The 24,708-nt window shown below is 50.2% G+C and carries 26 protein-coding genes; 18 read left to right on the top strand and 8 right to left on the bottom strand.

Translation table 11 applies throughout. The features are described from left to right. Positions 1-34: 34 nt before the first annotated feature. Both GmarT_RS13470 and GmarT_RS29520 read right to left on the bottom strand, forming a co-directional pair. Positions 35-646: a DUF4184 family protein gene (locus GmarT_RS13470; RefSeq protein ID WP_187782363.1), complete on the bottom strand. Its 612-nt coding sequence runs from the start codon at positions 644-646 to the stop codon at positions 35-37. After that, positions 594-1,088 carry a hypothetical protein gene (locus GmarT_RS29520; protein ID WP_002686300.1) on the bottom strand — a complete coding sequence of 165 codons (495 nt, stop codon included), beginning with the start codon at positions 1,086-1,088 and terminating at the stop codon, positions 594-596. Before GmarT_RS29520 ends, GmarT_RS13470 begins: the two co-directional genes overlap by 53 nt. A 209-nt stretch (positions 1,089-1,297) precedes the next feature. Between GmarT_RS29520 and GmarT_RS13475 the strand changes: the two genes are divergently transcribed. Further along, positions 1,298-1,504: a hypothetical protein gene (locus GmarT_RS13475; RefSeq protein ID WP_002686299.1), complete on the top strand. Its 207-nt coding sequence runs from the start codon at positions 1,298-1,300 to the stop codon at positions 1,502-1,504. A 41-nt stretch (positions 1,505-1,545) separates the two neighbouring features. Further along, on the top strand, positions 1,546-2,016 hold the full coding sequence (locus GmarT_RS13480; protein ID WP_002686298.1) for a hypothetical protein: 471 nt from the start codon (positions 1,546-1,548) through the stop codon (positions 2,014-2,016). A 77-nt stretch (positions 2,017-2,093) separates the two neighbouring features. On the opposite strand, the gene GmarT_RS13485 is transcribed toward GmarT_RS13480, so the two are convergent. The 3 genes from GmarT_RS13485 to GmarT_RS13495 all read right to left on the bottom strand — a co-directional run bounded on the left by GmarT_RS13485 (position 2,094) and on the right by GmarT_RS13495 (position 7,718). After that, a complete protein-coding gene (locus GmarT_RS13485) occupies positions 2,094-4,448 on the bottom strand; it encodes a PAS domain-containing hybrid sensor histidine kinase/response regulator (protein ID WP_002686297.1) in 2,355 nt (784 codons plus the stop codon). Further along, on the bottom strand, positions 4,445-6,190 hold the full coding sequence (locus GmarT_RS13490; protein WP_002686296.1) for an HDOD domain-containing protein: 1,746 nt from the start codon (positions 6,188-6,190) through the stop codon (positions 4,445-4,447). Before GmarT_RS13490 ends, GmarT_RS13485 begins: the two co-directional genes overlap by 4 nt. Positions 6,191-6,761: 571 nt before the next feature. After that, positions 6,762-7,718, bottom strand: coding sequence for a pentapeptide repeat-containing protein (locus tag GmarT_RS13495; protein ID WP_157158956.1), 957 nt, complete (start codon positions 7,716-7,718; stop codon positions 6,762-6,764). Positions 7,719-7,968: 250 nt separating this feature from the next. Between GmarT_RS13495 and GmarT_RS13500 the strand changes: the two genes are divergently transcribed. The 3 genes from GmarT_RS13500 to GmarT_RS13510 are packed head-to-tail and all read left to right on the top strand — an operon-like array spanning position 7,969 to position 9,545. After that, positions 7,969-8,589: a DUF5673 domain-containing protein gene (locus GmarT_RS13500; protein ID WP_149302838.1), complete on the top strand. Its 621-nt coding sequence runs from the start codon at positions 7,969-7,971 to the stop codon at positions 8,587-8,589. 24 nt (positions 8,590-8,613) lie between these two features. Continuing rightward, on the top strand, positions 8,614-9,138 hold the full coding sequence (locus GmarT_RS13505; protein WP_149302840.1) for a hypothetical protein: 525 nt from the start codon (positions 8,614-8,616) through the stop codon (positions 9,136-9,138). Positions 9,139-9,194: 56 nt separating this feature from the next. Next, on the top strand, positions 9,195-9,545 hold the full coding sequence (locus GmarT_RS13510; protein WP_002686292.1) for a DUF6122 family protein: 351 nt from the start codon (positions 9,195-9,197) through the stop codon (positions 9,543-9,545). Positions 9,546-9,547: 2 nt separating this feature from the next. Here the strand turns inward: GmarT_RS13510 and GmarT_RS13515 are convergent, their stop codons facing one another. From GmarT_RS13515 to GmarT_RS13525, 3 genes are read right to left on the bottom strand one after another with little or no spacing between them, the layout of a single operon-like run. Then, positions 9,548-10,795, bottom strand: coding sequence for an exo-alpha-sialidase (locus tag GmarT_RS13515; protein ID WP_002686291.1), 1,248 nt, complete (start codon positions 10,793-10,795; stop codon positions 9,548-9,550). Beyond that, positions 10,792-12,396: an FAD-dependent oxidoreductase gene (locus GmarT_RS13520; RefSeq protein WP_002686290.1), complete on the bottom strand. Its 1,605-nt coding sequence runs from the start codon at positions 12,394-12,396 to the stop codon at positions 10,792-10,794. The genes GmarT_RS13515 and GmarT_RS13520 overlap by 4 nt, the downstream gene beginning before the upstream one ends. Then, positions 12,393-13,937, bottom strand: coding sequence for a sodium:solute symporter family protein (locus GmarT_RS13525; RefSeq protein WP_002686289.1), 1,545 nt, complete (start codon positions 13,935-13,937; stop codon positions 12,393-12,395). Before GmarT_RS13525 ends, GmarT_RS13520 begins: the two co-directional genes overlap by 4 nt. Before the next feature lie 89 nt (positions 13,938-14,026). Between GmarT_RS13525 and GmarT_RS13530 the strand changes: the two genes are divergently transcribed. From GmarT_RS13530 to tam, 13 genes are all read left to right on the top strand, one after another. Beyond that, positions 14,027-14,767 carry a helix-turn-helix domain-containing protein gene (locus GmarT_RS13530; protein WP_002686288.1) on the top strand — a complete coding sequence of 247 codons (741 nt, stop codon included), beginning with the start codon at positions 14,027-14,029 and terminating at the stop codon, positions 14,765-14,767. Between the two features lie 208 nt (positions 14,768-14,975). Then, on the top strand, positions 14,976-15,251 hold the full coding sequence (locus GmarT_RS13535) for a hypothetical protein (RefSeq protein WP_002686287.1): 276 nt from the start codon (positions 14,976-14,978) through the stop codon (positions 15,249-15,251). 121 nt (positions 15,252-15,372) lie between these two features. Beyond that, entirely contained in the window at positions 15,373-15,867 is a 495-nt protein-coding gene (locus tag GmarT_RS13540) for a hypothetical protein (RefSeq protein ID WP_002686286.1), read from the top strand. 77 nt (positions 15,868-15,944) lie between these two features. Further along, complete coding sequence (locus GmarT_RS13545) at positions 15,945-16,256, top strand: acyl carrier protein (RefSeq protein ID WP_002686285.1); 312 nt, start codon at positions 15,945-15,947, stop codon at positions 16,254-16,256. 45 nt (positions 16,257-16,301) lie between these two features. Further along, positions 16,302-16,691, top strand: a complete 390-nt coding sequence (locus tag GmarT_RS13550) for a hypothetical protein (protein WP_002686284.1) — start codon at positions 16,302-16,304, stop codon at positions 16,689-16,691. Positions 16,692-16,969: 278 nt separating this feature from the next. Next, entirely contained in the window at positions 16,970-17,737 is a 768-nt protein-coding gene (locus GmarT_RS13555; RefSeq protein WP_002686283.1) for a hypothetical protein, read from the top strand. A 31-nt stretch (positions 17,738-17,768) separates the two neighbouring features. Then, a complete protein-coding gene (locus tag GmarT_RS13560; RefSeq protein WP_157158955.1) occupies positions 17,769-18,437 on the top strand; it encodes a DUF4328 domain-containing protein in 669 nt (222 codons plus the stop codon). 25 nt (positions 18,438-18,462) lie between these two features. Next, on the top strand, positions 18,463-18,681 hold the full coding sequence (locus GmarT_RS13565) for a hypothetical protein (RefSeq protein ID WP_002686281.1): 219 nt from the start codon (positions 18,463-18,465) through the stop codon (positions 18,679-18,681). Then, on the top strand, positions 18,662-19,240 hold the full coding sequence (locus GmarT_RS13570; protein WP_002686280.1) for a hypothetical protein: 579 nt from the start codon (positions 18,662-18,664) through the stop codon (positions 19,238-19,240). The genes GmarT_RS13565 and GmarT_RS13570 overlap by 20 nt, the downstream gene beginning before the upstream one ends. 152 nt (positions 19,241-19,392) lie before the next feature. Beyond that, the gene (locus GmarT_RS13575; RefSeq protein WP_002686279.1) at positions 19,393-19,926 is read left to right on the top strand and encodes a hypothetical protein; all 534 of its coding nucleotides are present in this window, start codon (positions 19,393-19,395) and stop codon (positions 19,924-19,926) included. A gap of 34 nt (positions 19,927-19,960) precedes the next feature. Continuing rightward, positions 19,961-20,119: a hypothetical protein gene (locus tag GmarT_RS29525; RefSeq protein WP_155367868.1), complete on the top strand. Its 159-nt coding sequence runs from the start codon at positions 19,961-19,963 to the stop codon at positions 20,117-20,119. Between the two features lie 482 nt (positions 20,120-20,601). Further along, a complete protein-coding gene (locus GmarT_RS13580) occupies positions 20,602-23,664 on the top strand; it encodes a GAF domain-containing protein (RefSeq protein WP_187782364.1) in 3,063 nt (1,020 codons plus the stop codon). A 265-nt stretch (positions 23,665-23,929) separates the two neighbouring features. After that, positions 23,930-24,700: a trans-aconitate 2-methyltransferase gene (gene tam / locus GmarT_RS13585; RefSeq protein ID WP_002686275.1), complete on the top strand. Its 771-nt coding sequence runs from the start codon at positions 23,930-23,932 to the stop codon at positions 24,698-24,700. The last annotated feature ends 8 nt before the right edge of the window (positions 24,701-24,708 follow it).

The following is a 24,708-nucleotide window of genomic DNA, read 5'->3' on the forward strand; positions in this document are numbered from 1 at the left end:
CGATTGAGACTGATGCAAAACAGGCGATTACCGCTTACGGTTCTCGCAGCAGCAGCCAGAGGATCATCGAGAACAGGCCGAGCAGCCCGAGTCCGATGTGCAGCGCCGGAACGCTGATCATACCAGTCAGTGAATTGCCGGTCACGAACGGCCAGAACGGATGCATGTCGTCATGCATCAGGCTGTCGAGAAAAACGTGCGAAACTCCCCCGATCAAACCCGCCAGCAGCGACTGATTGAGCAGTCGGATATTTTGTGTCTGCTCAAGTCGTGTTTTCCAGCGTGAACTGGCGGGCATTAGTCGAACGATGATTAAAATAACGGCCCACATCAACAATCCAGAGAGGAGCCCGACCAGGCTGCCGCCAATGTAAGTATGCAGGTAACGGTGGAGCGGTAGTTCGTCCCTGCTCAGATAATACAGCACTTCCACATCAATCAGGACATTCGCGGCCATGAAGGACGTCAGCCAGAACGAACGGGGGCCAAAGACTTTAGTCAGCAACCCGGGGCTGAAATGAAACGGCGTGAGTGGAATGAGAAATTCTCCCTGGTGGAATGTGGAATTCGATTCATTGAAGAATGCTTTATATTCAGTTTCCCGTCGTGGCGAACAGGTATCGAGTCCAGAGATGGTTCTCTTCACCCCCGTCAACGATTTTCTGATGACACCAGTCGGTGGGGTACAGGTAAGTATCGTCATCTAACTGAAGCGGAAGACCAATTGTAGCTCTCCACTCACAACTTACATTGGATCGGACAACCTCTCCTACATAAGATCCCCATAAAATGGATCTTTTAATAATCTGGTCTTCCGAAAATGGCTTCTCCAGGTGTTCGCGATGCATTTGACCTAAGATCTGATCGACCTTTTTGATTGATTCGGGAGAGTAATCCAGATCAACATCATATTCACTTTTTGCGATGTCCACTATTTTAGCCGCGTTTACTTTCCTCATGTCTGCCATGGTCGCATCATTGAACCCAGGGTTGTAATTGTAGTATTGCAAAAAAATCGCGTATCCCGCGATGAGGATCAGGAAGACAACTAAAATACGAATTCTGCTTTTAGGAGATGATTCGGGCATGAGTAAAAGCATCTGACATTAAAAACGGTCTCGTTGCGAATAAAAAAGACGTGAGATTATTTTAGCTCGCACCGGTTCAACAGAGAATGCTGAATTCCGGGGGAAGTCAGGTTTTCTCAAGTTGCCATTGCTTTTTTATTCCTGGGCCTGCATCCTGTGAAGAAAGGAGAACGGAAGACAGCCTGACCCAATCACAAGGAGATTTTCGTATGCCCGGTTTTTTTGAGATGATGATTCTCAGTTCCATTCTGCTGATTGGAGTCTTTCCCTGCTGGATGATCTGCAGTAAAGCCGGTTTTCCCGGCTGGATCAGTCTTCTAATCTTATTTCCGGGGCTGAATATCGGGCTGTTGTTTTTTCTGGCATTCGCAGAATGGCCTGCGCTGAAGGAGAGAACAAAACAGGAAAACGCTTAATCGTTACACAGTACCAGAGTACAGTCAGATTCGGATCCATAATGGTTGCGTTAAATGCCCTTTTTCTGCTGATGTTATTTTGCATGACCTTTACCGTGATTGCGGCAGTGGTGTGGGGAGGCTTATTCCTGGCGAAAATCGCCCACAAACGACAGTGGCTGATCGGCTCATTTGCCGTGTATTGTCTTTGTGTTGCCATTCTCTTTTTTAGACTGTCACGTCCGGCGGCTGTTTTCGAACGCACATTCGGCTTTACCCCGGATTGTGAAGTCAAAGAGCTGGAATCATCGTTCTGGATATTGGGTGATGGAGGGGAAATCACAATCGCTTTTACAGGTAAGCGGGAAACTGTAGATCAAATATTAAAAAGTGGAATGCAGAGACAAACGGATGTAGGGATGTCCGAGCACTATCGTCGCATCTTTTCCGAACACTTTGGATGGGAATCGGAAGATCTCTATTTCAACCCGTCGACCGGGCGTGTCAGATATTACTGGTGTGGTAGTGATTAATTAGGAAAGCACAAAAGAAGTTCCTGCCTGAAGTTTTTTTGCCAGTGTCCCGTTGGTGCGACTAAATGTGAAACGCTCTAGATGGTTTCCAGGGCGTCAGAAAATAGTTCGTCCATCATTTTCTCCAGGGTAATTTGGTTAAATGGTTTTCTGATAAATCGATAACCTTTTGCCGCGAGATTGACGTGGCGAAGCTCAGGAGTCGCATCTCCCGTGCAAAATAAAATGGGAGGAGGGTTTCCCAGTTTACAAATACTTTCATAGGCTTCGGTACCTGTCATGTGCGGCATCGAAATGTCAAATACCAGACCCTGAATGTTATGTCGTTCCCGTCGATAGATTTCTACCGCTTCACGTCCATTGCTCGCTGTAATTATCTGGTATCCCAGGTTGTGCAGCATACGCACTGTAACCAGGGTTACGATGGAATCATCATCGGCAATCAATATCGTCTTGTTGTTTAAAGACGTATCTTTTTCAAGATATAATTCCTGTTCATCAGCGCCTTTCTCCAGATTCGTCTCGGATTTCTGGTAGTACTGGGGGATCACTATTTCAAACCTTGTACCTTTCCCAACGGTAGTTTCAAATTCCACCTTGCCCTCATGTTCATAAGCGGCAGAGTACACGATGGAAAGTCCCAGCCCGGTTCCTTTTCCAACTTCCTTTGTTGTAAAAAAAGGATCAAAAATGCGGTCTTGAATTTCGTCAGGTATTCCGGTTCCCGGATCGATGACATAAAAGCCAATCTGGTCTCTGCCGGTTTCCGAAGTGATTAATCGTGTTCCGATGGTGATGGTGCCTCCGTCGGGTATCGCATCACGAGCGTTCAGACACAAATTCAAAATTGCCTGTCCCAGAATGAGTGTATTGGCCCTAATGGGGGGCAACGAAAGTGCTAATTCAAAATTCAGATTAATTTTATCTGGCATTAATGGTTTGAGTAAATTTTTTAAGTCTTCAATCACATCGTCAGGCTCGCATTTTATTTTTGCAATATTATCAATACGGCTGAAATGCAATAATTGCTGTGTTAGCTGCACAGCACGATCGATGGCAAAGATACTTTCTGAAAGATCTGAATATGCGGACGATTGAGGATTGAGTTCGTCCTGCGCGAAACAGACATAACCGCGGATAGTCTGCAATAAATTGTTGAATTCATGCGCCCCGCCCCCTGCCAGTTCCCCCACTGCCTGCATCCGTCCATGACGACGCAGTTCCAGCTCTTTTTGACGCAGGGCTTCACGCGCCATTTCCAGCTCGGTGATGTCGATTGAGACCTCGAGGATTCCTGTCGTATTATCATTTAGATTAAGTGGGACCTTGTTAGTGTCTAGAATATTCTGGCCACCATTTGCGGATACCCGGGATTCGATCTGATGCATTAATGGGGTACCGGTCGTTACGACCTTTAATTCGTCTTGAAGTTGTTGTTCAATGTAAGTGGATTCAGGTTTCAATTCTGAATCTGTTTTCCCCAATATCGTGCGGGAGTGTTTGTATCCTGATAGCGCCAGAAAATTGTCATTACAACCCAGGTAGCGTAAGTCAGAGTCTTTCCAGGATACGGAAAAGGGAATGACATTTAAAATCGTACGCAGGAGGGTATTTTGTGTGTCCAGAAGATCCTGCGTTTGTTTTTGACGGGTGATATCAAAATGTACTCCTACCACTCTCGTCGGGAGCCCCAAATCATTGCGCGCCACAACCTGTCCGCGTGCCATTGTCCAGCGATACTGATTATGGTCGCATAAAATACGATGTTCCGAGATGAAATAATCCTGGTTGTTAGTTGTCACTGCTGCCAGTTGCTGTGAAAACAGATCCAGATCTTCTGGATGAATCCGTTGTTCCCAAGACTCCAGATTGTGTGTGAGGTTTTCGTAATCTGCTCCTACCAGATTTGCCCAGCTTTTGTCGAAAACCAGTCTGTCTTCGGTTGGGCTCCAGTCCCAGCTTCCCACCTGACCGCCGGCAAAGGCGAGTTGGAGACGTTCTGAATTTTCGAGAACGCGATTTTTGGCTTCAATCAGCTTATTCTGAGCTACCAAGCTTGATGTCACATCAGTCAGAAGAGCCATATAGCCGGTCAACCTGTCATTCTCATAGAGTGGCTGGCATTCAATGTAATTCCAATATTTCTGGCCACTCTTTGTATAATTCAATACCGCTTTGGAGAATGGCAGTTTATACGCTATGGCCTGCCTCATACTCTCAATGTCTTCCGGGGCTGTTTCAGGACCTTGCAGCAAACGACCAGGGTGTTTGCCTTGCGCTTCGGCAAATGAGTAACCTGTCGTCCGTTCAAAGCTATGATTGACCCAGGTGATATGACAGTTGGTGTCCGTAATGACTACGGCATTGACCGTCTTTTCGATCACTTGTGTGAGAGTATTTACATCAATTGAATTTTTAGAGAATGGGCTCATACCTGTTGGGGATCACTTATCTGAAGTTGATTAACAATTGCTTCCAGTTCGTCGGGCTCCAGGGGAGGCGTTCGTAATATTTCTGTCATCCGATTTGTTTTTTCGATGGCAGTCAGAAATACATCTTGTGCTTCCATTCTGCTCTTCTGGTAATACTCAGCCAGCAGAGTATTCACTTTAAGAATACGCTGTGGTACAGGCTGATCACACATTTCAGCAAATGCTTCCGCAAGACACATGCAGCGGACCAGACCCTGTGCCATGATCGGCAATTTTGTCTGCTCCTCCTGATGATGTGCATATACAGGTTGTACGATCGAAAAAGGAAATCCCCAGGATTGCAGCACTGCCGCCGATACCATTCCGTGGTCAGTATTCGTTACCAGGCTTTCCGATGTCGTAAATTGCAGAGTCGGTATTTTTCGCACTCGTTTGATAACTCTTTCAAAGTAGACTTCTCCATAATGCTCTGCTTGAACGAGAATCCCGATGTCCTGTAAAATACCCAGTAAATACGCTGTTTCCGGCGGAACATTTTCGTAAAAACGCGCCACCGATTCTGCTGTGGCAGCGATGAGTGAAGTTCTTTTTAAGTACCAGTTTCGAAATTCCTCTGCCCACGGCATCATCAGTTTGGAACGTACTGTTCTTAACCCCAGCGAGAGACAAATAGAAATTGCCTGTCGCGGCCCCAGTAGAGTGATGATCCCTTTCAGATCTTTTTGTTTGGAAGTCGATGCGACTTGAGACGAGTTGGCGACTTTAATGAGTTCGGAAGTGAGTCGCGGATCCGTTTCTATTTCACTGACTAACTGGGGGATCGAAATATCGAGCGACGATTGTGCTGCGCGTTCTGCGAGTCTGGTGAGAACGTGCGGAATGGGAGGCACATCACTAAACTCAGTCACCAGCCTGCGGGCTGCCGGATCGATCACCAGGCAATGTTGAGATAATCGAGATAAATAGGCATAGGACATGTTCAATAGATCTCTCTCATTTATGTCTAGCTCAATCAGTTTCTCAACTCCCTCGCATTCATCAATATTAAGCCGGCTAAATGATTTTTTATCCCCCCGTACGAATGCGGGAATATTAATTAAATCTGAATGAAGTCGTTCTACAATCTGATTACCGCGCAGAAACCCCGATATCTCCTGATCGACAATCAGCAGGTCGATTCTTTTTTCGTTCACAATTTCCAGCAGGTGGTCGGTACTGAGTGCAATAATGACATTCAGCGGGCTCTCGGCGGATGCCAGTGAAATGCTGCGACAGAATGTCATGTCCGGGCTGAGAATCACTACATTGTTTTTGGAGCCGGGTGTCTCTGGTGTGGAGGGGATAGTAGGCGGAGTCATCACTGTCGGTTCACGTGGTGCCGAATCATTTGAATCCTCCAGTAAAGCAAGCATATCCTGGGAAAACTGTTTGTAATCAATGGGTTTATGGTAGAGATGTTTAATCCCCCGTTTCTTCAGGTCCTCTTCGATACGTGGCTCTGCAATACCCGTCAAAACACAAATCAGAGGCGTTTTCTTTTTGTTTTCAAGTAGCTTGATACACAAGGCATGCCCATTTGATTTTGGCATACTTAGATCTGTAATTACCAGATCATAATCATGTCGTTCATAGTATAGCAGCGCGGCGGTACCATCTTCAGCGGTATCACAGTGGAAGCCCACTTGTGTTAAGGCACGCGCCAGAAGTTGTCGTAACGATGATTCATCGTCAACAATCAGCACATGGTGTGTGAAAGATTTAATGGGAACCGTCTCCTTGAAACTCTGTATAAGAAAAACAACGCGCTGAGAAACTCATCGTCAATCTCTGTATGTACAGAACATTTCAAGACAGCAGGAAGGCGAATAAGTCGAAATTATGAGACAGCAATTCTAATTATGATGATTTGATCTGCCTGGACATTACTGAAAACCTGACGTTTTAATTAAGCTGCAGATTGAGAGCGGGACACATGCGAAAACGGTAAAGCCGTAAGGAGGGAATTGCCTTGGATGAGTTTGGGGTAAATTGCCTATGGGCTCCCGGGGGTAAAATTCATTCTCAAATATTGAACAAATATATCTGCAGGAAATACCATGTAATAATAAGCAGGATGACTCAGTTGTCCTGATTCATTCTAGACATGTTCAATCTGTAATTTGCAGGGAGAGATATCGCCAGAGCGGGGATTTCGAAAGTCCGAGGTATGCTCTTAATTCCGTTGGGGTGGTTGTGTCATGATGTGGTATTACGAACTCAGCATCCACTGCCTGGAGTAGCATGGCGGAATCGTCGGCAACCGGTGCTCGGTGTTTAATCTGAAGAAATCTTTTTGCGTGGCGGCAATAATCCAAGAATGAATATTCCTGCCAGTGCGGCCGCTGACAGATAGTAGACATCATTCATCAGGATGAATCGCTTGAACATTTCTCGAAATCCTGGGAAAAGTACCGGCCCATTGAGGGTGGTGATGACTTTCTGTTCAAACATTAATCTCAGCAGAAAGTCAAGCCAGAGACCTGCCAGCGGGAGACCGACTAAAATGAAACCGATGATTCTAAAATAGCCTTTGCTCGATGCAATTGCGATTGCGCCTGCGGTCATGCCCGAAGATAACGTCAGCAATGCCAGGCCCATAAAACATTCTACGATATAATTCTGGTGTAGAACTTTGACACCATACAGTCCCGCGATGGCTGAAATGAATAAACCGATCCCCAGTAAAAACAGGGAAACGAAGATTGAAGAAAAGGTTATAACATATCCTGTAAACAGTTTTTTTTGTCGCAGGACGGGAGGTTCTGTTTTATTCTCCGCGACGGCGTCAACAGTGATCGTGCTCAGATCGACCCCGATTGCATGATTGAGATTGATATTTTTTAAAATAGCGTTCTCCAGGTTGCCGTCACTTAAGTCAGCCCAGCTGAAGTCTGTTTCAATCAGGTTCGCGTTGCTGAAATCCGCCCCTGTGAGCTTGGCTCCCGAGAGATTCGTGCACATCAGATCGGCATCGCATAGATTGGCACCAGACAAATCAGCCTCACTCAGATCGGCACAACTCAAATTCGTTCTGAAAAGATTTGCATCACGCAAATCCGCCTTCCGAAGTCGGATTTTGTATAAATCCAGCCCGCTTAAGTCTGCTTCTTTCAAGTTCAGTTTTACCTGGGGGTGACTCATGCGCCAGAGCGACAAGGATTTTGCCCCCTGTCGTACCACTGCTTCATGCTCAGGAATTGCCATACGTGTCTCCCGCAAAATATCAGACATGGATGCGATATTTCCATTCTGAAGATCGGGAAAGCAGGCTGCAATCAGCATTGTATCAAAATTATGAATTTAGAATGTACTGAGGCAGATGAGCCAGGGCTCTTGCGTTTCTATCACCGGCTTTGAACTATCGTTTCTCGTCAACAATCTGATTGACAGGTCGAACGAGTCTGGTATTATTCTTCTCTGTTCAGACGGCTGGTGAAAAGTTCTTTTACTATCGATGTCAGAGCAAACGGAGCCTGATTTCATGCAAGCGGAAATCAATGAATTCCCCGGGAAGTGGGAAAACGGCAAAGGTGATTACCTGATTCTGATCGGCCTGGTTGTGCTTCAGGGTATTCTGGCATTGCTCACTTCGTATTTCTTTCAGACCAGCCTGGGTGACGGAGTTATCTATGCAGGAATCATAAGTGGCTACCCGCTTTTATTCTGGTTTCTGTTCTCCTGGATCAGATCACTCCGGAGCTGTGGTTCAACCTTGCTTGATTGCAGAGGCCCACGATTCGAGACTGCACTCATACTGCTCGCATTACTGTTATTACCAGGTGCAGTGTTGAGTTTCTTCGTCAGTGCCGAACATGGTCAAGGAATCCTCATGGGAGGACTTCTGCTCTCTACCCCCATCATGATGCTCATCACTTCTTCAGGTCGGTTACTGATCGTTGAAAATGGGGTCTGGCATCATGGGACTCTATTCAAATGGGATGAAATTACCGGTTACAGTTGGACGGGAGCTGCGAATTCACAGTTGGTCCTGCAATCCAGCAAAAGGTTTTTCAAAGGGGCTGGCCCTCCGCTGTCCGTTCCACCGGAGTTGAAAGCAGCGGTAAACGAATTGCTGCAAAAACATATCCAGGCAGGAAGCTGACTTCTTTTATGAAGGATGATTGCGATGAGACGAACACATGCTTTAAAGTTCTCTCTTTTTTTATGGATTGGATTGAGTCTTTCGCTTTCTTCCACGACTGCACAAGCGGAAGCAAAAGTGGCTGGTAAAAAAAGTCTTGGTGGCTCTGGGGAAATGATTCAAATGAATCTGACTGCCGAGCAGCGGGAATTGAGTGGAATTCGCATTCATGGTTCGCGCTATGGCACAGCCAAACCGCCGCAGGAACGATTTCTGATCTATATTCTGAATCCGGATCTGACCGAGGTCATCGCGACAGAGATGGCGCCGTACGCGCTGTTTGAACGGGGAGCCGAGCAATGGGTGGAGATCAAATTCCCGAAACCGGTTACCGTACCCGCAGATGCCTGGATTGCCGTCGATTTTCGTGCAGGCCGGACCAAAGGCGTTTATGTCAGCTACGATGACAGTACAAAGGGGAACCGTTCTCGTATCGGCCTACCCGGAATCGAACCCAAACCGACCGGCTTTTCAGGTAACTGGATGATTGAACCAATCCTCGTACCCTAATATGATAACGACTTCGAAGTTGTCGTTGTTTAAAGGTCGAAGGATTTACCGCGCTCATGGAAGCTGTTCCGGATGTCGTGCGGCATCTGATTCATTACTCGTGTCATTTGCTCGTCCCCTTTCTGATTGCGCGCCTGTTCTGGAAGGAACACTGGGTGCAGGCAGGGCTGATCATGCTGGCAACGATGCTGATTGACGTCGATCATCTGCTGGCCGACCCGATCTTTGATCCGCATCGCTGCAGCCTGGGATTTCATCCCCTGCATACCTGGTGGGCGGCGGTCGTGTATACGGCACTACTCTGTATTCCCTCCTGGCGCTGGCGGGCGGTGGCAGTGGGCTGTCTGTGGCACCTGGCGACGGACGGTATCGACTGTCTCTTGGGCGGGCATTGTCTGTTTTGTTGAGCTCAGTTCTTCTTCGATTTCAGCAGGGCATCGATGTCAGTGAGTTTCACGCGGAAGACTTCGGTCTGCAGTTTGTTGCGTGAGAAGGCGATATAGAGATAGCCGTCGTGTTCGATGACGTGCGGATATTGCAGACTGGCGATGCCGGCACTGAATTTCTTCTTTAGCGAGGCAACCTCTTTGGGGAGTTCGGCTGGTGAGGGAATCTCCAGCTTCGCCAGGCGGGTGAAGGTTTTGTTGTCGGGGCTGACTGCGAGGTAGAGTTCGCGTCGGTTGACTTTCGGATGCGCGTTGAGGACGAGCACGCGGTAGCCGTGGCTGGTGGCCAGCGAAAACAGTTTGCTGCGGGCGTTGGGGAAGTTGGAGATGACGGGGGTGTCCCAGGTGCGGCCTTCGTCTTTTGACGTCGAGAAAAAGAGCCGCTGCGATTTGCCGTTGTCGCGGAAGAGTGCATACAAGCTGTTGTCGGGCAGGACCCAGAAGATCGGTTCGTCGGGACGAAAGCCGGAGACTTGTTTGACGCCTACGACGGGAAAGGACTGCCAGTCGTCGAGGGCTTTGACGCCGCCGATCAACACGCTGACATTGAACCGCGAATCGCGGCGGGTGAGAATCCAGTTCTCGGAGGGGAGCTTCTGCGGGGGGAAGTTGTTGATGGCGTTGTCGTAGAGTTTGCCTTCAAGGACCCACTTGTCCTGCTTCGGTTCCCAGCGATAGGCGACCAGTTCCAGGTGCTTTTTGTCCGGGGGGCCGAAGGCACCGTGTCCCTGGTATTTCGCTGCTAATGCCAGCAGTTGACCATCGCGGAGCCAGAGTCCGCGGGCGATGAAGGCGTGGGGCTGTTTGGGAGTGCCGGTGACCGATTTTGCTGCTGTCCAGTGGAGTCCATCGACGCTGGTGGCGTACTTGATTTCCTGGGTCGGTTCGTCTTCAATGCGGGGGCCGTCGCTCCAGATGCACCAGAACTTGCCGTCATGATAGATCAGGTAGTTGTGCAGGTTCAGTCGCAGGTCGCGGAGGTCGATCTTATCTGATTTTCGGGGATAAGGACCGAGGGCCGCCGGGTTGATGATGGCGTGTTCGCCTTTGAGGACCGGGAGACTTTGATAATCGATGGCTGCGGGATCGGTGCCGGAACCGGGGAGATTCAGAACGGTGACCGGCGATCCTGGTTTCTCTGCTGCGACAGCAGGACCGAGGGCCGCGGAGATCGAGGTCAGAAGGGTGAGCGTATAAATCAGTTGTTTCATGACTGGGGTTCCCTGGTGGAAGCGTGGTTGAGTTCAGGTTGATGATTGAGGATCTGACCATCGCTGGCCAGTTGCTGTTGCAGTTCGTGAATCGGAATGTTGCGGAGGGCACACTGTTGCTGAATTGCCAGGTGGGCGGCGACGCCGGCGGCCTGCCCGAGGGCCATCCAGGTGGGTTCCATTCGAATCGATGAAAAAGCGACGTGCGTTGTCGAGGCGGCCACCGGGACGAGGAGTCCGTCGATGGTCTGCGGCATCATAATCCGATAGGGGATCTCGTAGGGGCGGGTGATCTGATCCAGCATGCCGAGGTAGCCTTCGAGGACGATGGTGTCGCCCGGTTGTCTGGGCTGACAGGGGAAGCTGTCGATAGGGAATTCGCCGATGGCGATGGTGTCGGCGAAGGTTTCGATTTCTCTCTGGTCGATCCCCTGCTCCGGCTGATGGGTGATGTGCCGTTCTGTGAGGGTGAATTCTCCCCGGAGGCGACGGCCCTCGCGGATGTAGAGCTGCCAGGGGAAATGCCGGTTGTCGGTGAATTCATCTAGCGGGAGATGGTATTGTCGGGCGATCTGGCGATGTTGCGTTGGGATCTGCGTGTCGTTTTGCAGGAACCAGAGCAGACCGAGAGTGCGATTGCGGATGCGGGTGGAGATGGCAGTGCGGGTGGCGGCATCTCCGGTGATATAGCCGCGGTTCAGTTCCGGAAAGGGGAAGCCGAGCGGACGCGGGTTGATGTTGACGTCGGTTTTGTGATTGGGGAGCGGCGTCACGCTGAGAGCGCGGACCAGCGTGTTAAAGTGAGCCGGTTCGTAGCCCCGGCCCGGTTTGAGCTGCAGTGGACCGGCCAGACGCCCCGCGGCCAGATCGTCGAAGTAGCCGAGGTAGTGGCGGCGGTCATAGTCAGGAGGCGACTCTGTCAGTGGGGCCGCGTTCGCGGGATCGGTGGTCAGGCAGAGACGGTAGGTGTAGGCGGGGAGTCGGTCGTCGTCTGCCCCGGTGCTGCCGGGGAGGAACTGTTGTCGCTGGTAGTCGAAGTAGATTTGGCCGGCGTGGGGTTCGTCGAATTCGTCGCGGGATTCGCGTCCCAGTCGGAAGTCGGCACCCGCAGCGGCAAAGAGATCGCCTTCATAGGTGGCGTCGAGGAAGACCTGCGCGCGGACGGTGATGCGTTGTTGCTTAGGGCTGAGAATGTTGATTGCAGTCAGTCGATTTTCGCTGGTGGTGGCGGAGTTCAGAGTGTGACTGGTGAGGAGGGTGATCTGCGGCTGTGCCTTGAGCATGTCGTGAAAGACGGTTTCGGCGACAGAGGGTTCGAAGTAATAGCCGTCCTGGCAGAGGGCGATGTCTGTGGAGTCCGGGGCGTAGCGGTTGCGGTAGTGCTGGTGGATGCGCTGTGTGAATTCCTGAAACAGGCCGCCGATCAGGTGGCGGCGTTCGACGTCGCTTTTGCCCAGGCCGCTGGTGGACATGCCGCCGAGGTGGGCCTGGGGATCGATCAACAGGACACTACGTCCGAGGCGGGCGGCAGCGATGGCTGCGGCGATACCGCCGGGTGTGCCCCCGAGGATGGCGATGTCGGTCTGCAGGGTCCCGCTCATGACTGTTGCTCCTGCGTCCAGACCGTCAGGCCGGTGAGATCACGGGGGTTGGGGCTGCGGAAGAGACTGATCAATAGAGCCAGCGATATGAAGGCCAGATTGACGAACAGGCCGACCCAGTAGGTGTGAATCTGGAGGGACCAGGCTGCGGGCAGCCAGCCGCCGGTGCTCAAGCCAAGATAAAGGTTGACCAGGATCGCCCCGGCCAGTCCGATGACAGCGGCAGTGTTATCAACGCGGCGGGTGAAAAAGCCAAGCATGAACAGGCCGAGCAGACAGCCACCAAAGACGGAGGCGATGATCCAGCTGAGGTCGTTCATGCTTTCCTTTTCGACGGAACTGAAGAAGACGGCACCGCCGATCATAATGGCTGAGGCCAGGACGGCGATCAGGCGAGCGAACCGCAGGTAGAAGCGGTCGTCTCTGCCCGGGGCGAGCCAGGGTTTAAGCAGGTCGACCGTGGTGACGGTGGCGATGGAGTTGATCGAGGAGTCGAGGCTGGACATGGCAGCCGCGAGGACTCCCGAGATGACGAGCCCGGCCAGGCCCGCGGGGACCTGGGTGAGGATGAACCAGGGAAAGACTTCATCGGCCTGGAGGTTGGCGACAGCGGATTCCGGAAAGACGCGATAGAAGACGAAAACGCAGGTGCCGACGACGAAGAAGAAGGACCAGGTTAACACGGCCAGGACAGAGTAAATAGTGGTTGCTTTACGGGCTTCTCGGAGGCTGCGGGCGGCGATGAATCGCTGGACGACGTTCTGGTCGCTGGAGTAAATCGTCAGCCAGTTGAGCAGGCCCAGCAGGGAGACGGTCCAGAAGGTGCGTTCGGTCAGGTTGAAGTCAAACGAGCCGATGCCGAACTTGCCCTGGGCGGAACCGACTTCGAAGACCTGCGCGAGTCCGCCGGGGAGTCGCGTGACGATGATTGTGAAACAGAGAATGCCCCCCAGCCAGAGGACGATGGTCTGAATGACGTCGGTCCAGATGACGGCTTCGATTCCACCGGCGATAGTGTAGAAGGAGATGAAGATGCCGACGCCGACGATCACGAGACGGATATCCCAGCCGGTGAGCAGGCTGACCGGAATCGAAACCAGGAAGAGAACTTTCCCGAGGCGGATCAGTTGCAGCAGAATGAAACTGAGGGTGCCGTACAGACGGGGGACGGTGCCGTAACGGTCGCCCAGGTATTCGAAGGCACTGGTGGTATTTCCCCGTCGAAAAAAGGGAATGAAGACGATGATGGCCAGTACCGCGACGAAGGGTAAGGTGAGGTTGGAGATCAGCTGTCGCCAGTCGAGGGCGAAGGCGGCCGCCGGGAAGGCGAGGAACGTGACCGAGCTGATCGAGGTGCCCAGCATGGAGAGGCCGATGGCCCAGCCGGGGAAATTTCGATCGCCGAGGAAGTAGTGTTCGGTCGACTGGTTGCGGCGGGAAAACCAGAGTCCCATGCCCGCCATCAGCGTGAGATAGACGACAATCACCGCCAGGTCGAGCGGGCGAAAGTGAACCGAGTTGGCGAGGAGCACTGATAACATAATCGGCCATCCTACTGTTGACGATCCCGCGGCGGAATAGGAGAATCGGTTATTTATATGTCAAAAACGATCATTGGGAAGACGTTGTGATGGGAGACTCATTTCAATATATTGCCAGTAACCGGGTACGGTTTCACCAGGAATTGCATCTGCGGCCCCGACGGATCTCGCATTACCGGTTTCTGTATGTGGAAGCGGGCAGCGGCGAGTACCGCATCGCCGAGGAATCGTTTCAGGTCGCTGCGGGTTGGCTGGGGTTGCTGGCACCCGGAGTAAGGGAGAACCGGTATTTCGGGCGGGAGCCGGTATCGTATCTGTTCGTCGAATTTCAGGCGACGACGCGGCTGACCGAACAGCGCGCGGTCCCCTTCCCTGGCCAGGAGCCACAACGGTCGGCGCTGATTGGTTTGTTGAAAACGATCCAGGCGGAACAGGCGGATGCGGGGGGCTGTCTGCTGGCGGCGGCGGTACGGCTGATGTTTCCGGAAGCCGACCGGGGGACGCAGCGACGTCTGGATGATCGACTGCGGAAGGTGGTGAGGTTGATTGAAGCGGCTCCGGATCAGAATCATCGGATCAGCGAATTGGCGGAGATCGTGGGGCTTTCGGAGCCGCATCTCAGGCGGTTGTTTCGCGAACAGATGGGAGAGAGTCCCAAGCAGTTTCTGAGGCGGACCCGCATGGAATTCGCCCGGCGGCTGATGCAGCAGGAGGGGCTGCGCGTGGGAGAAGTCGCGCACCTGTTGGGGTTTGCGAGTGTCTTTCAGTTCTCGGCCCAGTATCGACAGGTACTGGGGCATCCACCTTCAGCGGATCGGGGGACGGGGTGATGTAGCTCTGGGATTCTATGTGTGGAGCAGAATGGAGTTGTTATGATAAGATAACGGACAATCACATTTATGGCAGTTATCGTGTTGATCAGGCTGGATGAATATGCTTAAGAAAATTACTAATGGTTTCATCTTCACGATCTTCATACTGCTAATACCAATCATCTTACCTGTTTCGCTACTTCAGTCTCTGCGTGAAAAGAGAAGGATGAGAAAACTGGCGGGTCGGTTTGTCTGTGTGGAATGCGGTGAGGTGCTCGGAGTCGAGGCAATTCAACTGGCGGATGAACGCTGGGATGAGATCGTGAAAGCAATCATCGCAAAGAGTGAGCCAGGAACCCGGCTGAGGCTGGTCCGCACGGTCGATGCGATCTGTCCGCACTGCGGTTGCCAGTATCTGTATCGCAAAGCGGAACGGACGTTTGAGGTACGTGAGGAGTCTCCTGATTGGGAACTGCTGGAACCGAAACTGGATTCCGAATAATGAGTATGCGTTCTTTCAATTGAGAATAGTCGTATTCGGTCTAAATAGCGAGCCAACAGCTCCACCCGATGCTGAGCAATTGCGGTAAATGAAAAGCTTGATAAGAATTGTGTGTGCAAATATGGAATATAATCTGAGCTATCATGTGACCTGTAATCTCAAGCAGGACTCGGGGCGGGAGTTGATTCTCAATCAACTGGAACAGTCTCAGTCTTATGCCGGAATGATGGAAGGCGTACCCAATAAGAAAGCCAATGATTGGGGAATTGATGTTGATTTGTGCCGTGCTGTCCGTCGTGAGTATACACTGGGTGAGCCTTATCTGATTCCGCCACGTCGTCGTGATTATCTGCGTGAGCCTGGTGATATGGATGAGATTCGAAAGCAGAAATCACATTACCCGAAAGAATGGGTGATGGACCCGGAGTGGTTACCTTTGATTTGCTGTATTGGTTGTTTTAAATCTGTTTCACCGGTGCGCAATACAGAGATGCATGGTTCCTGCTTGACAGTGGTCTGGTATCAGGATGATTATGCGATGCCGATCGATCCTGAGGTTATACGGTCATTGAAACAACTGGACTGGGATCGCCTGGCGACCGATTTTGAGTATTGATTCATGAATTTGTATACTGCACTCCTGAAGATTTGCATTGCTATTGCCTGTTGTGTACGGCTCCTGTGGCACACAGTATGAATGCCGTTCCTGATCAGGTCTGCTGCCCGGAGTGTGGTTGTCGGATTGAGGGGGCAAAGTTGCTGCTGGGATTCTGGGAACGTGAGCGAACCGCGATTGAGATCACTTTGTCCCGTCCGGTAACGCTGGAGACCCGGTTGAGCGAACTTGACTATGATTCGCTGATTGTGGTGGAACTGGTGATGCTGCTGGAAGGAGAGATGAAGGTTCTCGTCTCTGATGGGGATTATGAGGGATTGAGTGACTCCCAGTCGGTGAGAGAACTGTTGAGCCGATTATCGTATTATGTCGATGCAGGGAGATACTGATTCTGAAAACGAGTTTATTAATGAAATCAGACAAGAGGAGAATTTATGATAGGCCGACTGGAAGACAAAACAGATCCGTTCGTTGAGGCGGTCACAGCTGACCCGCGATGGGTACTGGAAGACGAGCTGATGGTGCAGGTAATGGGTTTTACGCTGTATGGGTATGCGTTTGGACTGGGCCGGATCGTCTGCTTGATGGATGTGGAAGACATCAATGCAAGTGTGGCGGGACAACTGGCGGCACTGGGAGTGGGACCCAAATATGCCCAGGGGCTGGCCGAGGCTGCATTCGAATGTTTTACCAACGAAGCAGATCAGTCGGTGCATTCACAGCTGGTGAATATCGGGCATTCGCATATTGCTTCCGAAGATTTAAGTGAGTGCGTGGAATCAATTTTTCAGAACACGGAAACCCTGCGAGAGCAGGTGCAATAGTCCTGCTGGTTCGGAACAGACACGGAATCTCTGTTTTTCGTAGTTTAATTCTGAATCCTTCTGAAATTGTTTTGGACCGATGGTCAGTGTGGTATAAGTATGAGAATCTGTGCTGGTGTGAGAATAGTTCATACGGCGAGACTTCAGTGCAATCTTAATGGTCTACACCGTGAGCAAAGCCTGTGCAGAACGATTCACCAAAGATGACTTTGCAGAAGCTTCCCTGGAATGTGAACAGGTGGTATTGATCTTATCTGATTGTGTTTCAGGAGCAAATAATGAAATCTTCTCAGACCATCATCGAAGTCCCGGCGACGCCGGATTATGTGCTGGAAGTGCTGCTGGACCAGTCGCGTCAGTACTGGAGTAAAAACTCACTTATTTCCGAGGAAGAAGAAATCCCGGTGACGCTCGATTCTCCGCTGGAAACTCTTTTTGAGGCCTGCCAGCTCTATGACTTGGGGTTTATATGTATTTTTACAAAAGACTGGCTGGGGTTGAGTGAATCAGACTGGACGCAGGCGGTCTCTGGTCCTCAGATGCATACAGTGCGCGAATTTTGTGAACGGATCGCCGCGCGAATGACAATGCCGGTGATTTATCTGGAGTCTTTTATAGGTCGTACCTGTCGACCTGCGTCTGCTTTTCTGGCGATTCGTTCGCTGTTGCAGGAGGCTGGTGTTGATGTTACGGAAGTTGCTCCCTCGACGTCTTTATCGGAAATGACACGGCGGCAGCTGGATCTGTTTCTGGGACCGATCGCCAAACTGGCACCCGGGGTATTGCCTACAGTGCAGGTGAAAAGACCGGTGTGGGATACGAACTGGATTGGGACAGCGGCTATATTATATTTTCTCATCCTCTGCCCTCTGAGTGTAGGATATGGGACTGCAGCTTATCTGTTGTGTATGTTTGTATTGGCATGCCTGCTGATTGCCGCCTATGGTACTAAGGGACGTGACCCAGTTCGGGTACAATTCGGAAACCTGCGAACCTTCAGAGATCTGTCAGAACTGATTGCACAGCGTGCTGCGTTTCAAGCATGAACGGTGCAAAAAAAATAGAATGATTTTTGAGATGTCGAACTCTCGTTTTAAGGAGTCCACTGGATTCACAGATGTTTTAATCAGCCTGATTCTACTGTCGGCTATTTTGAATGGTGTGGCGGTTGTCTATGGTTATCACCAGTATGAACTGCTTGTGTCTGCGAAGAATGGCGTGGATGTGAATATGGATGAAGCGGGTTCCATTCTGGTCCATCAACTTATGATTAAAGTGGCTCAATTGGGTTTTCGAGTCATTGTCGGGATCCAGTTCTTGATGTGGGTTTATCGGATGAGCCGCAATGCGCACTGCGTGAAAACCGGGAAGCCGACATCTTCGCCGGGATGGGCAGTAGGCTGTTATTTCATTCCGGTTCTGAACATGTGGAAGCCTTATCTGATCATGAAAGAGATCTACGAAGCCTTCAGGCAGCGGCCGAGCTACAGCAAAGTATTACCCCTCTGGTGGACTGCATGGGTGCTGAGCAGTGCTGTCGGGTGTTTTACATCATACTATATGTCGCGTGCTGAAACGGTGGGCGAACTGCTGGTGGCCAGTCGCTGGGCGATCGCGTTAGACGTGTCTCTGGTATTTCTGGATGTGGCCGCGGCACTGATGGTCTACGTAGTTAACGAGGCGTCTGTCGAATGGTATGAAGTAACGCAATACGAAGACCTGGGGGTCTACTGGGAACTGGTCTGACAGCGGATTAGAAAGGATGTTTCACATGGATGGCGAAAAGATAATTGTTGAAGTTCCGGCGACGCCGGAATATGTGTTGTCGGTATTTCAGGATCAGCATCGGCAGATCTTTCTGCTTGAGCATGACATGCTGCCTCGAGAAGAACTGACTTTTGAGACGACCGTCGAAGAATGGCAGTGGCAATGCGATTATCTGGAATGGCGGCCCCTGGGTCGAGCCTGGAATGACGCCTGGGGGGATTGACCTGCCCGATGAAGAATGGCGTGAGGTTCTTAAGCCGGAGCGAAAGAAGACCCTGGGTGGTGTGTGTGAGTTGATCGCCCGGCACGCATCAACCCCAGTGATTCGTGAAGAGACGTTTTTTGGAAAACCGTGCCGACCTGCATCGACTTTTCTGACGATCCGCGCGTTACTCCAGGAAGCGGGGGCGGATGTGTCGGAAATCTCCCCTTCAACACCTTTGATTCCGTATACGAATCAATTCGCGGACACTTTCCAATGGAATATAGCGAATCTGGCGCCGGGTACTCTGCCTCGGCCTTCGATTCTGAACTGGGACTGTTACCGGGGAGTCGACATCAGTCTGCTCTGGATGACAGGTACTCTGCCTTTCGCAGCGATGTTCTCCCTGTTCAGCCGAAGTCTGTGGCCGTTGCTGTTTCCCGGTGGCTTTCTACTGCTGTTTCTGTTGTTTCGTGCGGAATTGCATCGTCGGGGAGGACGCCAATTACAATTCGGGAATCTGCGGACTTTTCGGGATTTATCAGAACTGATCGCAACACGTGCCACATTTCAAGTGTGATAATCAATTGGATTGACCTGAGAGGGAATTGAAAACATTTCGGGAACTGTCAGCTTGATTCGGCTCTGAATTTGGTGCTGATTCTGATAAGGTTGTAACAGTATCGATGGGGACGGCAGAACGCTGTCTAAAAACTGGCTTGAAAGGATCAGATGAAAAAAGAAGAAGTTGCTTATATTGGCTGTCGGCTGGTCGGGTTGTTTTATGCAATCAAGGCACTGGAGACTGTGGCATCCTTTGTCATGACGTTTGTCGCGTGGAAGACGGCCTCGGCCCAGTTTTCTACATCGGTGTCCGGCATGTTTTATCTGCAGTTGATGCCTCTGACTTTTTATACGATTACCGCCTGCCTGCTCTGGTTCGGATCGGCGACCATTGTGAAGTACCTGTTGCCTGACAGTGAAATAAAGCACGCTTCGAAAAGTGTCACCGCAGAACAGATGCAGTCAGTGGCATTTTCTGCAGTCGGATTGCTGGTGCTGACCTGGGGGATCGCCGATCTGGGGAATGTTCTGTTTCAACTGTTTCAGTTAAAGCAAACAAACGACTTTGCTCATATTCCCCTGACCCTGCAGGCAGCGGGCGTGGCGGTTGCCTGCCGATTACTGTTGGGGTTTTGTCTGGTATTCGGTTCACGCGGACTGAGCGGTTTTTTTACGAGGTTACGGCAGCCAGAATTGCGATAACGACACGCCTTATTGATATCGGTGCAGAATGGATGTGAAATGCCTGTTTTTGATACTGACTTTCTTCGCGGCTGGTGAAGCTGCCACCATCGCTCAGGCTCTCATGGAATTCAAAGACTGGAAGATTGATTCGGACCAGATGCCCCGTCTGTCTGAAATCGCCCCCAACAGTGTCTTTGTGATTCGTATCTGACATGTGCTCTTGACGTATGAACCAGGTGACTGGAAACACTGAGCCCTGAAGCAGAAACCCGTGAAGCTGGAATCGATGGTACGGGTGGGTAAAGCAGTCACTGTTGCGGTACCGGATGCCGGGTTCCGATGAGAAGAAAACAGAAGATATCTTTACGGTCTGGGTGTTGGAGGACGGGACTGTTTCTGAACTGAAAATGATCTCGATGAATCAGTAACAGGCAATACGACCTTAAAATCAGCTTTCACTGAGGGCAAACCCTCATGATTTGTGATTAATAGTTTGGTCTCAATCTTATCGCTTATCAAAACATAGAAAATAATGGTGTCGTAAATTACAGGAATCTGTTTAGAATAGACGAAGAGAGAATGCTCGATATTAAGTGGAATCTACTGTATCTGGATAATTGGTATAGTCATAGAGCAAAATAAGAAAATATTTGTCAGTAGTGTTTCTGTTAACAAGTAATGGGAAACAGCCAGATGAATGATGATGGTATCGAGGTTCTTGCAGAACAGAAAACCTTAAAGGTATTACCAGATATCAAAATTATCCTGGAACTGATCAGCAAAGGGGTCTCTCTCAAAGATACCCTGAATACCCTGGTTGACTATATCGAAACAAACAGCAAGGAAATGATTTGTTCCATTCTATTGCTGGATGACGAAAATCAGCTCAGGCATGGTGCCGCCCCCAACTTGCCAGAAGACTATATTCGGAGTATTGATGGAACAAAAATTGGGCCGAACAAGGGATCATGTGGGACAGCCGCCTTTAGAAATCGACAGATTGTCGTCGCAGATATCGCAAACGATCCTTTATGGGAAGAATTTAAGGAACTGGCGCGAATCTATGATCTGCGCGCCTGCTGGTCTGCGCCGATCCACTCCTCAACGGGCGCCGTTCTGGGTACCTTCGCCATCTACTACCATAAACCCTGCAGACCAAGTCAGTTTCATCTGCAGCTCATTGAGCAGGCTGTGTATCTGGCAGCGATTGCCATTGAACAAGCGAAGGTTGAAGAGAACCTGTTGAAAAGCGAACAGGAATCGCATCGATTGCGTGTCCAGTTAACAGAAGCGATCGAATCTCTGACGGAAGGATTCGCATTGTATGATGCCGATGACCGGCTGGTAATGTGTAATTCCAAGTTCCGCGAATTCTATGTGGAAAGCGCAGACATCCTGATCCCCGGGCAACGATTTGAAGATCATATCCGAATCTCCGCTCAAAGAGGGCAAATCGCGGATGCTGTGGGCAGAGAAGAAGAATGGGTTCGGGAGCGAGTAAAACAACATCAGAATCCAAAAGGTAGTTATCGGCAAAAACTGAGAAATGGTCGCTGGTTATTGATCTCGGAACAAAAAACGGCAGGAGGCGGGATTGCCGGTGTTCGAACTGATATTACCCGGCAGGTTTTATATGAAGAGGAGTTACGTACTTCATTTCATTTGATTGAATCGATTCGAAATCTGCTGGAGCATTACATTGTCGATTCGAATTCTGATCAGGTGTTTGAAGATCTATTGCTGACCTTATTAAATACTTCAGACAGCGAGTTTGGATTTATCGCAGAAGTTCAGGAGTCAGATTCAACATCTTTTATAATTCGCGCCAGCAAACGGCGATCCGCACAGGATGAATTACCGGGATTTCATACCGGTCCGCTTTCGGCAATATTGGAATCGGGGCATCTGAAAACTTTTTTTGATCAGATTGTGAAAAGTGGAGAAGCGGTTATCTCCTGTCAATCCGGTGAAGATTCGCGACTTGGCAGCCTGGCTCAAGATCTGTTTGAATCGGAATTGAATTCCTGTCTCGGGTTGCCGATTTACTCACAGGGGAAACTGGCTGGAGTGGCGGTTATTGCAAACCGACCAGCGGGGTACGATGAAGAATATGTCGAATTTATTAAACCCCTGCTTATCACCGGCGGGACCTTAATCAAGGCTCATCGGGATGAAATCGTGCGAGTAAAAAACGAACGGGCTTTACAGATTTCTGAAGAACGTTTCTCAAAGATATTTCATTTGAACCCGCTGGGTAAGGTGATCATCAATTTCAATACCGAACGATTGATTGATGTGAATGAGTCTTTTCTGATTACAGCCCGGTATGCACGTGAAGAGGTGATAGGAAAAACAATTCATGAACTCAATCTATTTGCTGATACAGTTCGCTGGCAGGAAATCGTCGGCATCGCGCATAAAGAAGGGATGGTATACGATCAGGAAACGTTACTTCAAACCAAAATCGGTGAAAAACGGTCCATCCAATGCTATGCCTGTTTAATCCAGACGGCCGGGGAACCCTTATTGCTGGTAATGTACAAAGACCTTACTGAGCAGAAACATGCGAGGGAATTAAACAGGCAACTGCAGATTCAGCTGCAGCATGGTCAGAAAATGAAAGCAATCGGTCAATTGGCGGCTGAAGTGGCTCACGAGTTCAATAATATTCTCGTGGGGATTAATATGAATGCGGAACTGTTGCTAATGACAGCAGAAAACGAGTTACCTGAAGAATATCGCGGACCGATACAGGAAATAAAAAATTCTGGTGAGCGTGCGACCGAACTGGTAAAGCAGATGTTGTCTTTCGGCCGAAAGAAAGTACCGAATACATCGTGGATTAATCTGAACATGTTGATCACCGTTCATCAGAATATGTATCAGCGAATCCTGGGCGAAGCTATCAAACTTCAAGTGAACCTGGATTCGAATACAAAGCCTGCCTGGGCAGACGAAGCGGAAATAGAACAGGCCTTAATGAATCTGGTTGTCAATGCACGTGATGCGATGCCTGAGGGGGGAACGCTGGCAATCAGTACACAGAATGCTCTATTTACAGAAGATCAGATTGCTCGGGAGTATGGTACCCTTCCCGGTTCCTATTCGCAGATTTCCGTAATTGATAATGGCTGCGGCATGTCTGCAGAAACCGTAGAGCAGATCTTTGAACCATTCTTCACGACGAAACCGGCAGAGATGGGGACCGGGCTTGGGCTTTCCACAGTTTTCAGAGATATTTCCAATAATGGGGGTTTTATCTCAGTGGAGAGTCAACTGGGACAAGGAACAGAATTCAGAATCTATCTCCCCCAGGATCAGGGAAAAACAGTAGAGGCAGAAAATATCGCTCCCGCTACTTCGCATGACCCGATTACCGGAGGCACTGAAACTCTGCTTGTCTGCGATGATGAGGAGTCTGTGCTTACCGTGGTATCAGCGCTACTGGAAAAATTAGGTTACTCTGTCATTAAGGCGTTAGGTCCGAGTAAAGCAATCCAGGCAGCCAGATCCCACATCGGAAAAATCTCACTGTTATTAACCGACTTTAATATGCCGGATATGAACGGACAGCAACTGGCGGAAGAGTTGACGCAACTCGATCCTGATCTGAAAGTCATCCTGTTATCGGGTATGATGGGTGATATTCTGGAATATGGCGACGATTTCGAATTGATCCAAAAACCGGCGAAAATCGGTCAGCTGGCTCAGAAAATTCGAAAAGTTCTGGGTGATACAGACAGAAGCGGATTCTGAATTTAATTCAGAATGGCACCCGAGGGAAAAGGGATATTGATCAGATTGACGTAGTCCATTTTTACTGTCGCGTCTTCAGGTTCATTTAGACCGAGTATATTAAATTGAGAGACACTATGGTTAAATGTGATGAACTCTAGATCCTTCCGCTTTTGAATTCCATTGTCAGTGAACCTGCTGTCCTGAATTATTGTCCTGATGCTGTCACAAGAGCAACTGTTGGATCAGGGCTACAGAGTTCAATGGCAGTTTAGGAATTGCAGAAATGCCTGTCTGGGATGCGGATCAGTATTTGAAATATCAGCGTGAACGGACGCAGCCTGCCATCGATCTGGCGGCACGGGTGCGGCTGGAAGCCCCCCGGCGGATTGTTGATGTCGGCTGTGGTCCAGGAAACAGTACCGCGGTGCTGTCGAGACGCTGGCCTCAAGCGGAACTCAGCGGGCTGGACAGCTCGGCTGAGATGCTGGAAACCGCGCGGGAATCTCAGCCTGCGGTGCACTGGTTTCAGGTGGATATTTCCAGCTGGGAACCGGAAACGAAATATGATTTGATTTTTTCGAACGCGGTACTGCAGTGGGTGCCCGACCATGAAGCGATCTTTCCTCGACTGATGAGCTTTCTGGTACCGGGAGGAGCTCTGGCCGTGCAACTACCGATGCATTATGACTCTCCCCTGCACTATCTTGTCAAGGAAGTCTCTGAGCGGCCGGAGTGGTCTGAGCAGACGGCAGAGGCGCGGCAGGCGCTGGGCTCTGAATCGCGATTATTTTATTACGACCTGCTGGCGCCTCAGAGTTCCGAACTGGAACTCTGGGAGACTGAGTACATCCATATCATGGAGAACGTGGAAGCGATTCTGGAATGGTTCCGCGGGACGGGACTCAGGCCCTACCTGCAAGCATTACCCGATGATCGCGACCGCGCCCGCTTCGAAACAGAATTACTGGAACGCTACAGAGCCGCCTATCCGCTCCAGGCAAATGGAAAAGTGCTGTTTCCGTTCAGGCGGTTATTTATTGTGTCGTATCGCTGAGTTGTTTT

The sequence above is a fragment of the Gimesia maris genome, assembly GCF_008298035.1.
In the GTDB taxonomy this organism is placed as follows: domain Bacteria; phylum Planctomycetota; class Planctomycetia; order Planctomycetales; family Planctomycetaceae; genus Gimesia; species Gimesia maris.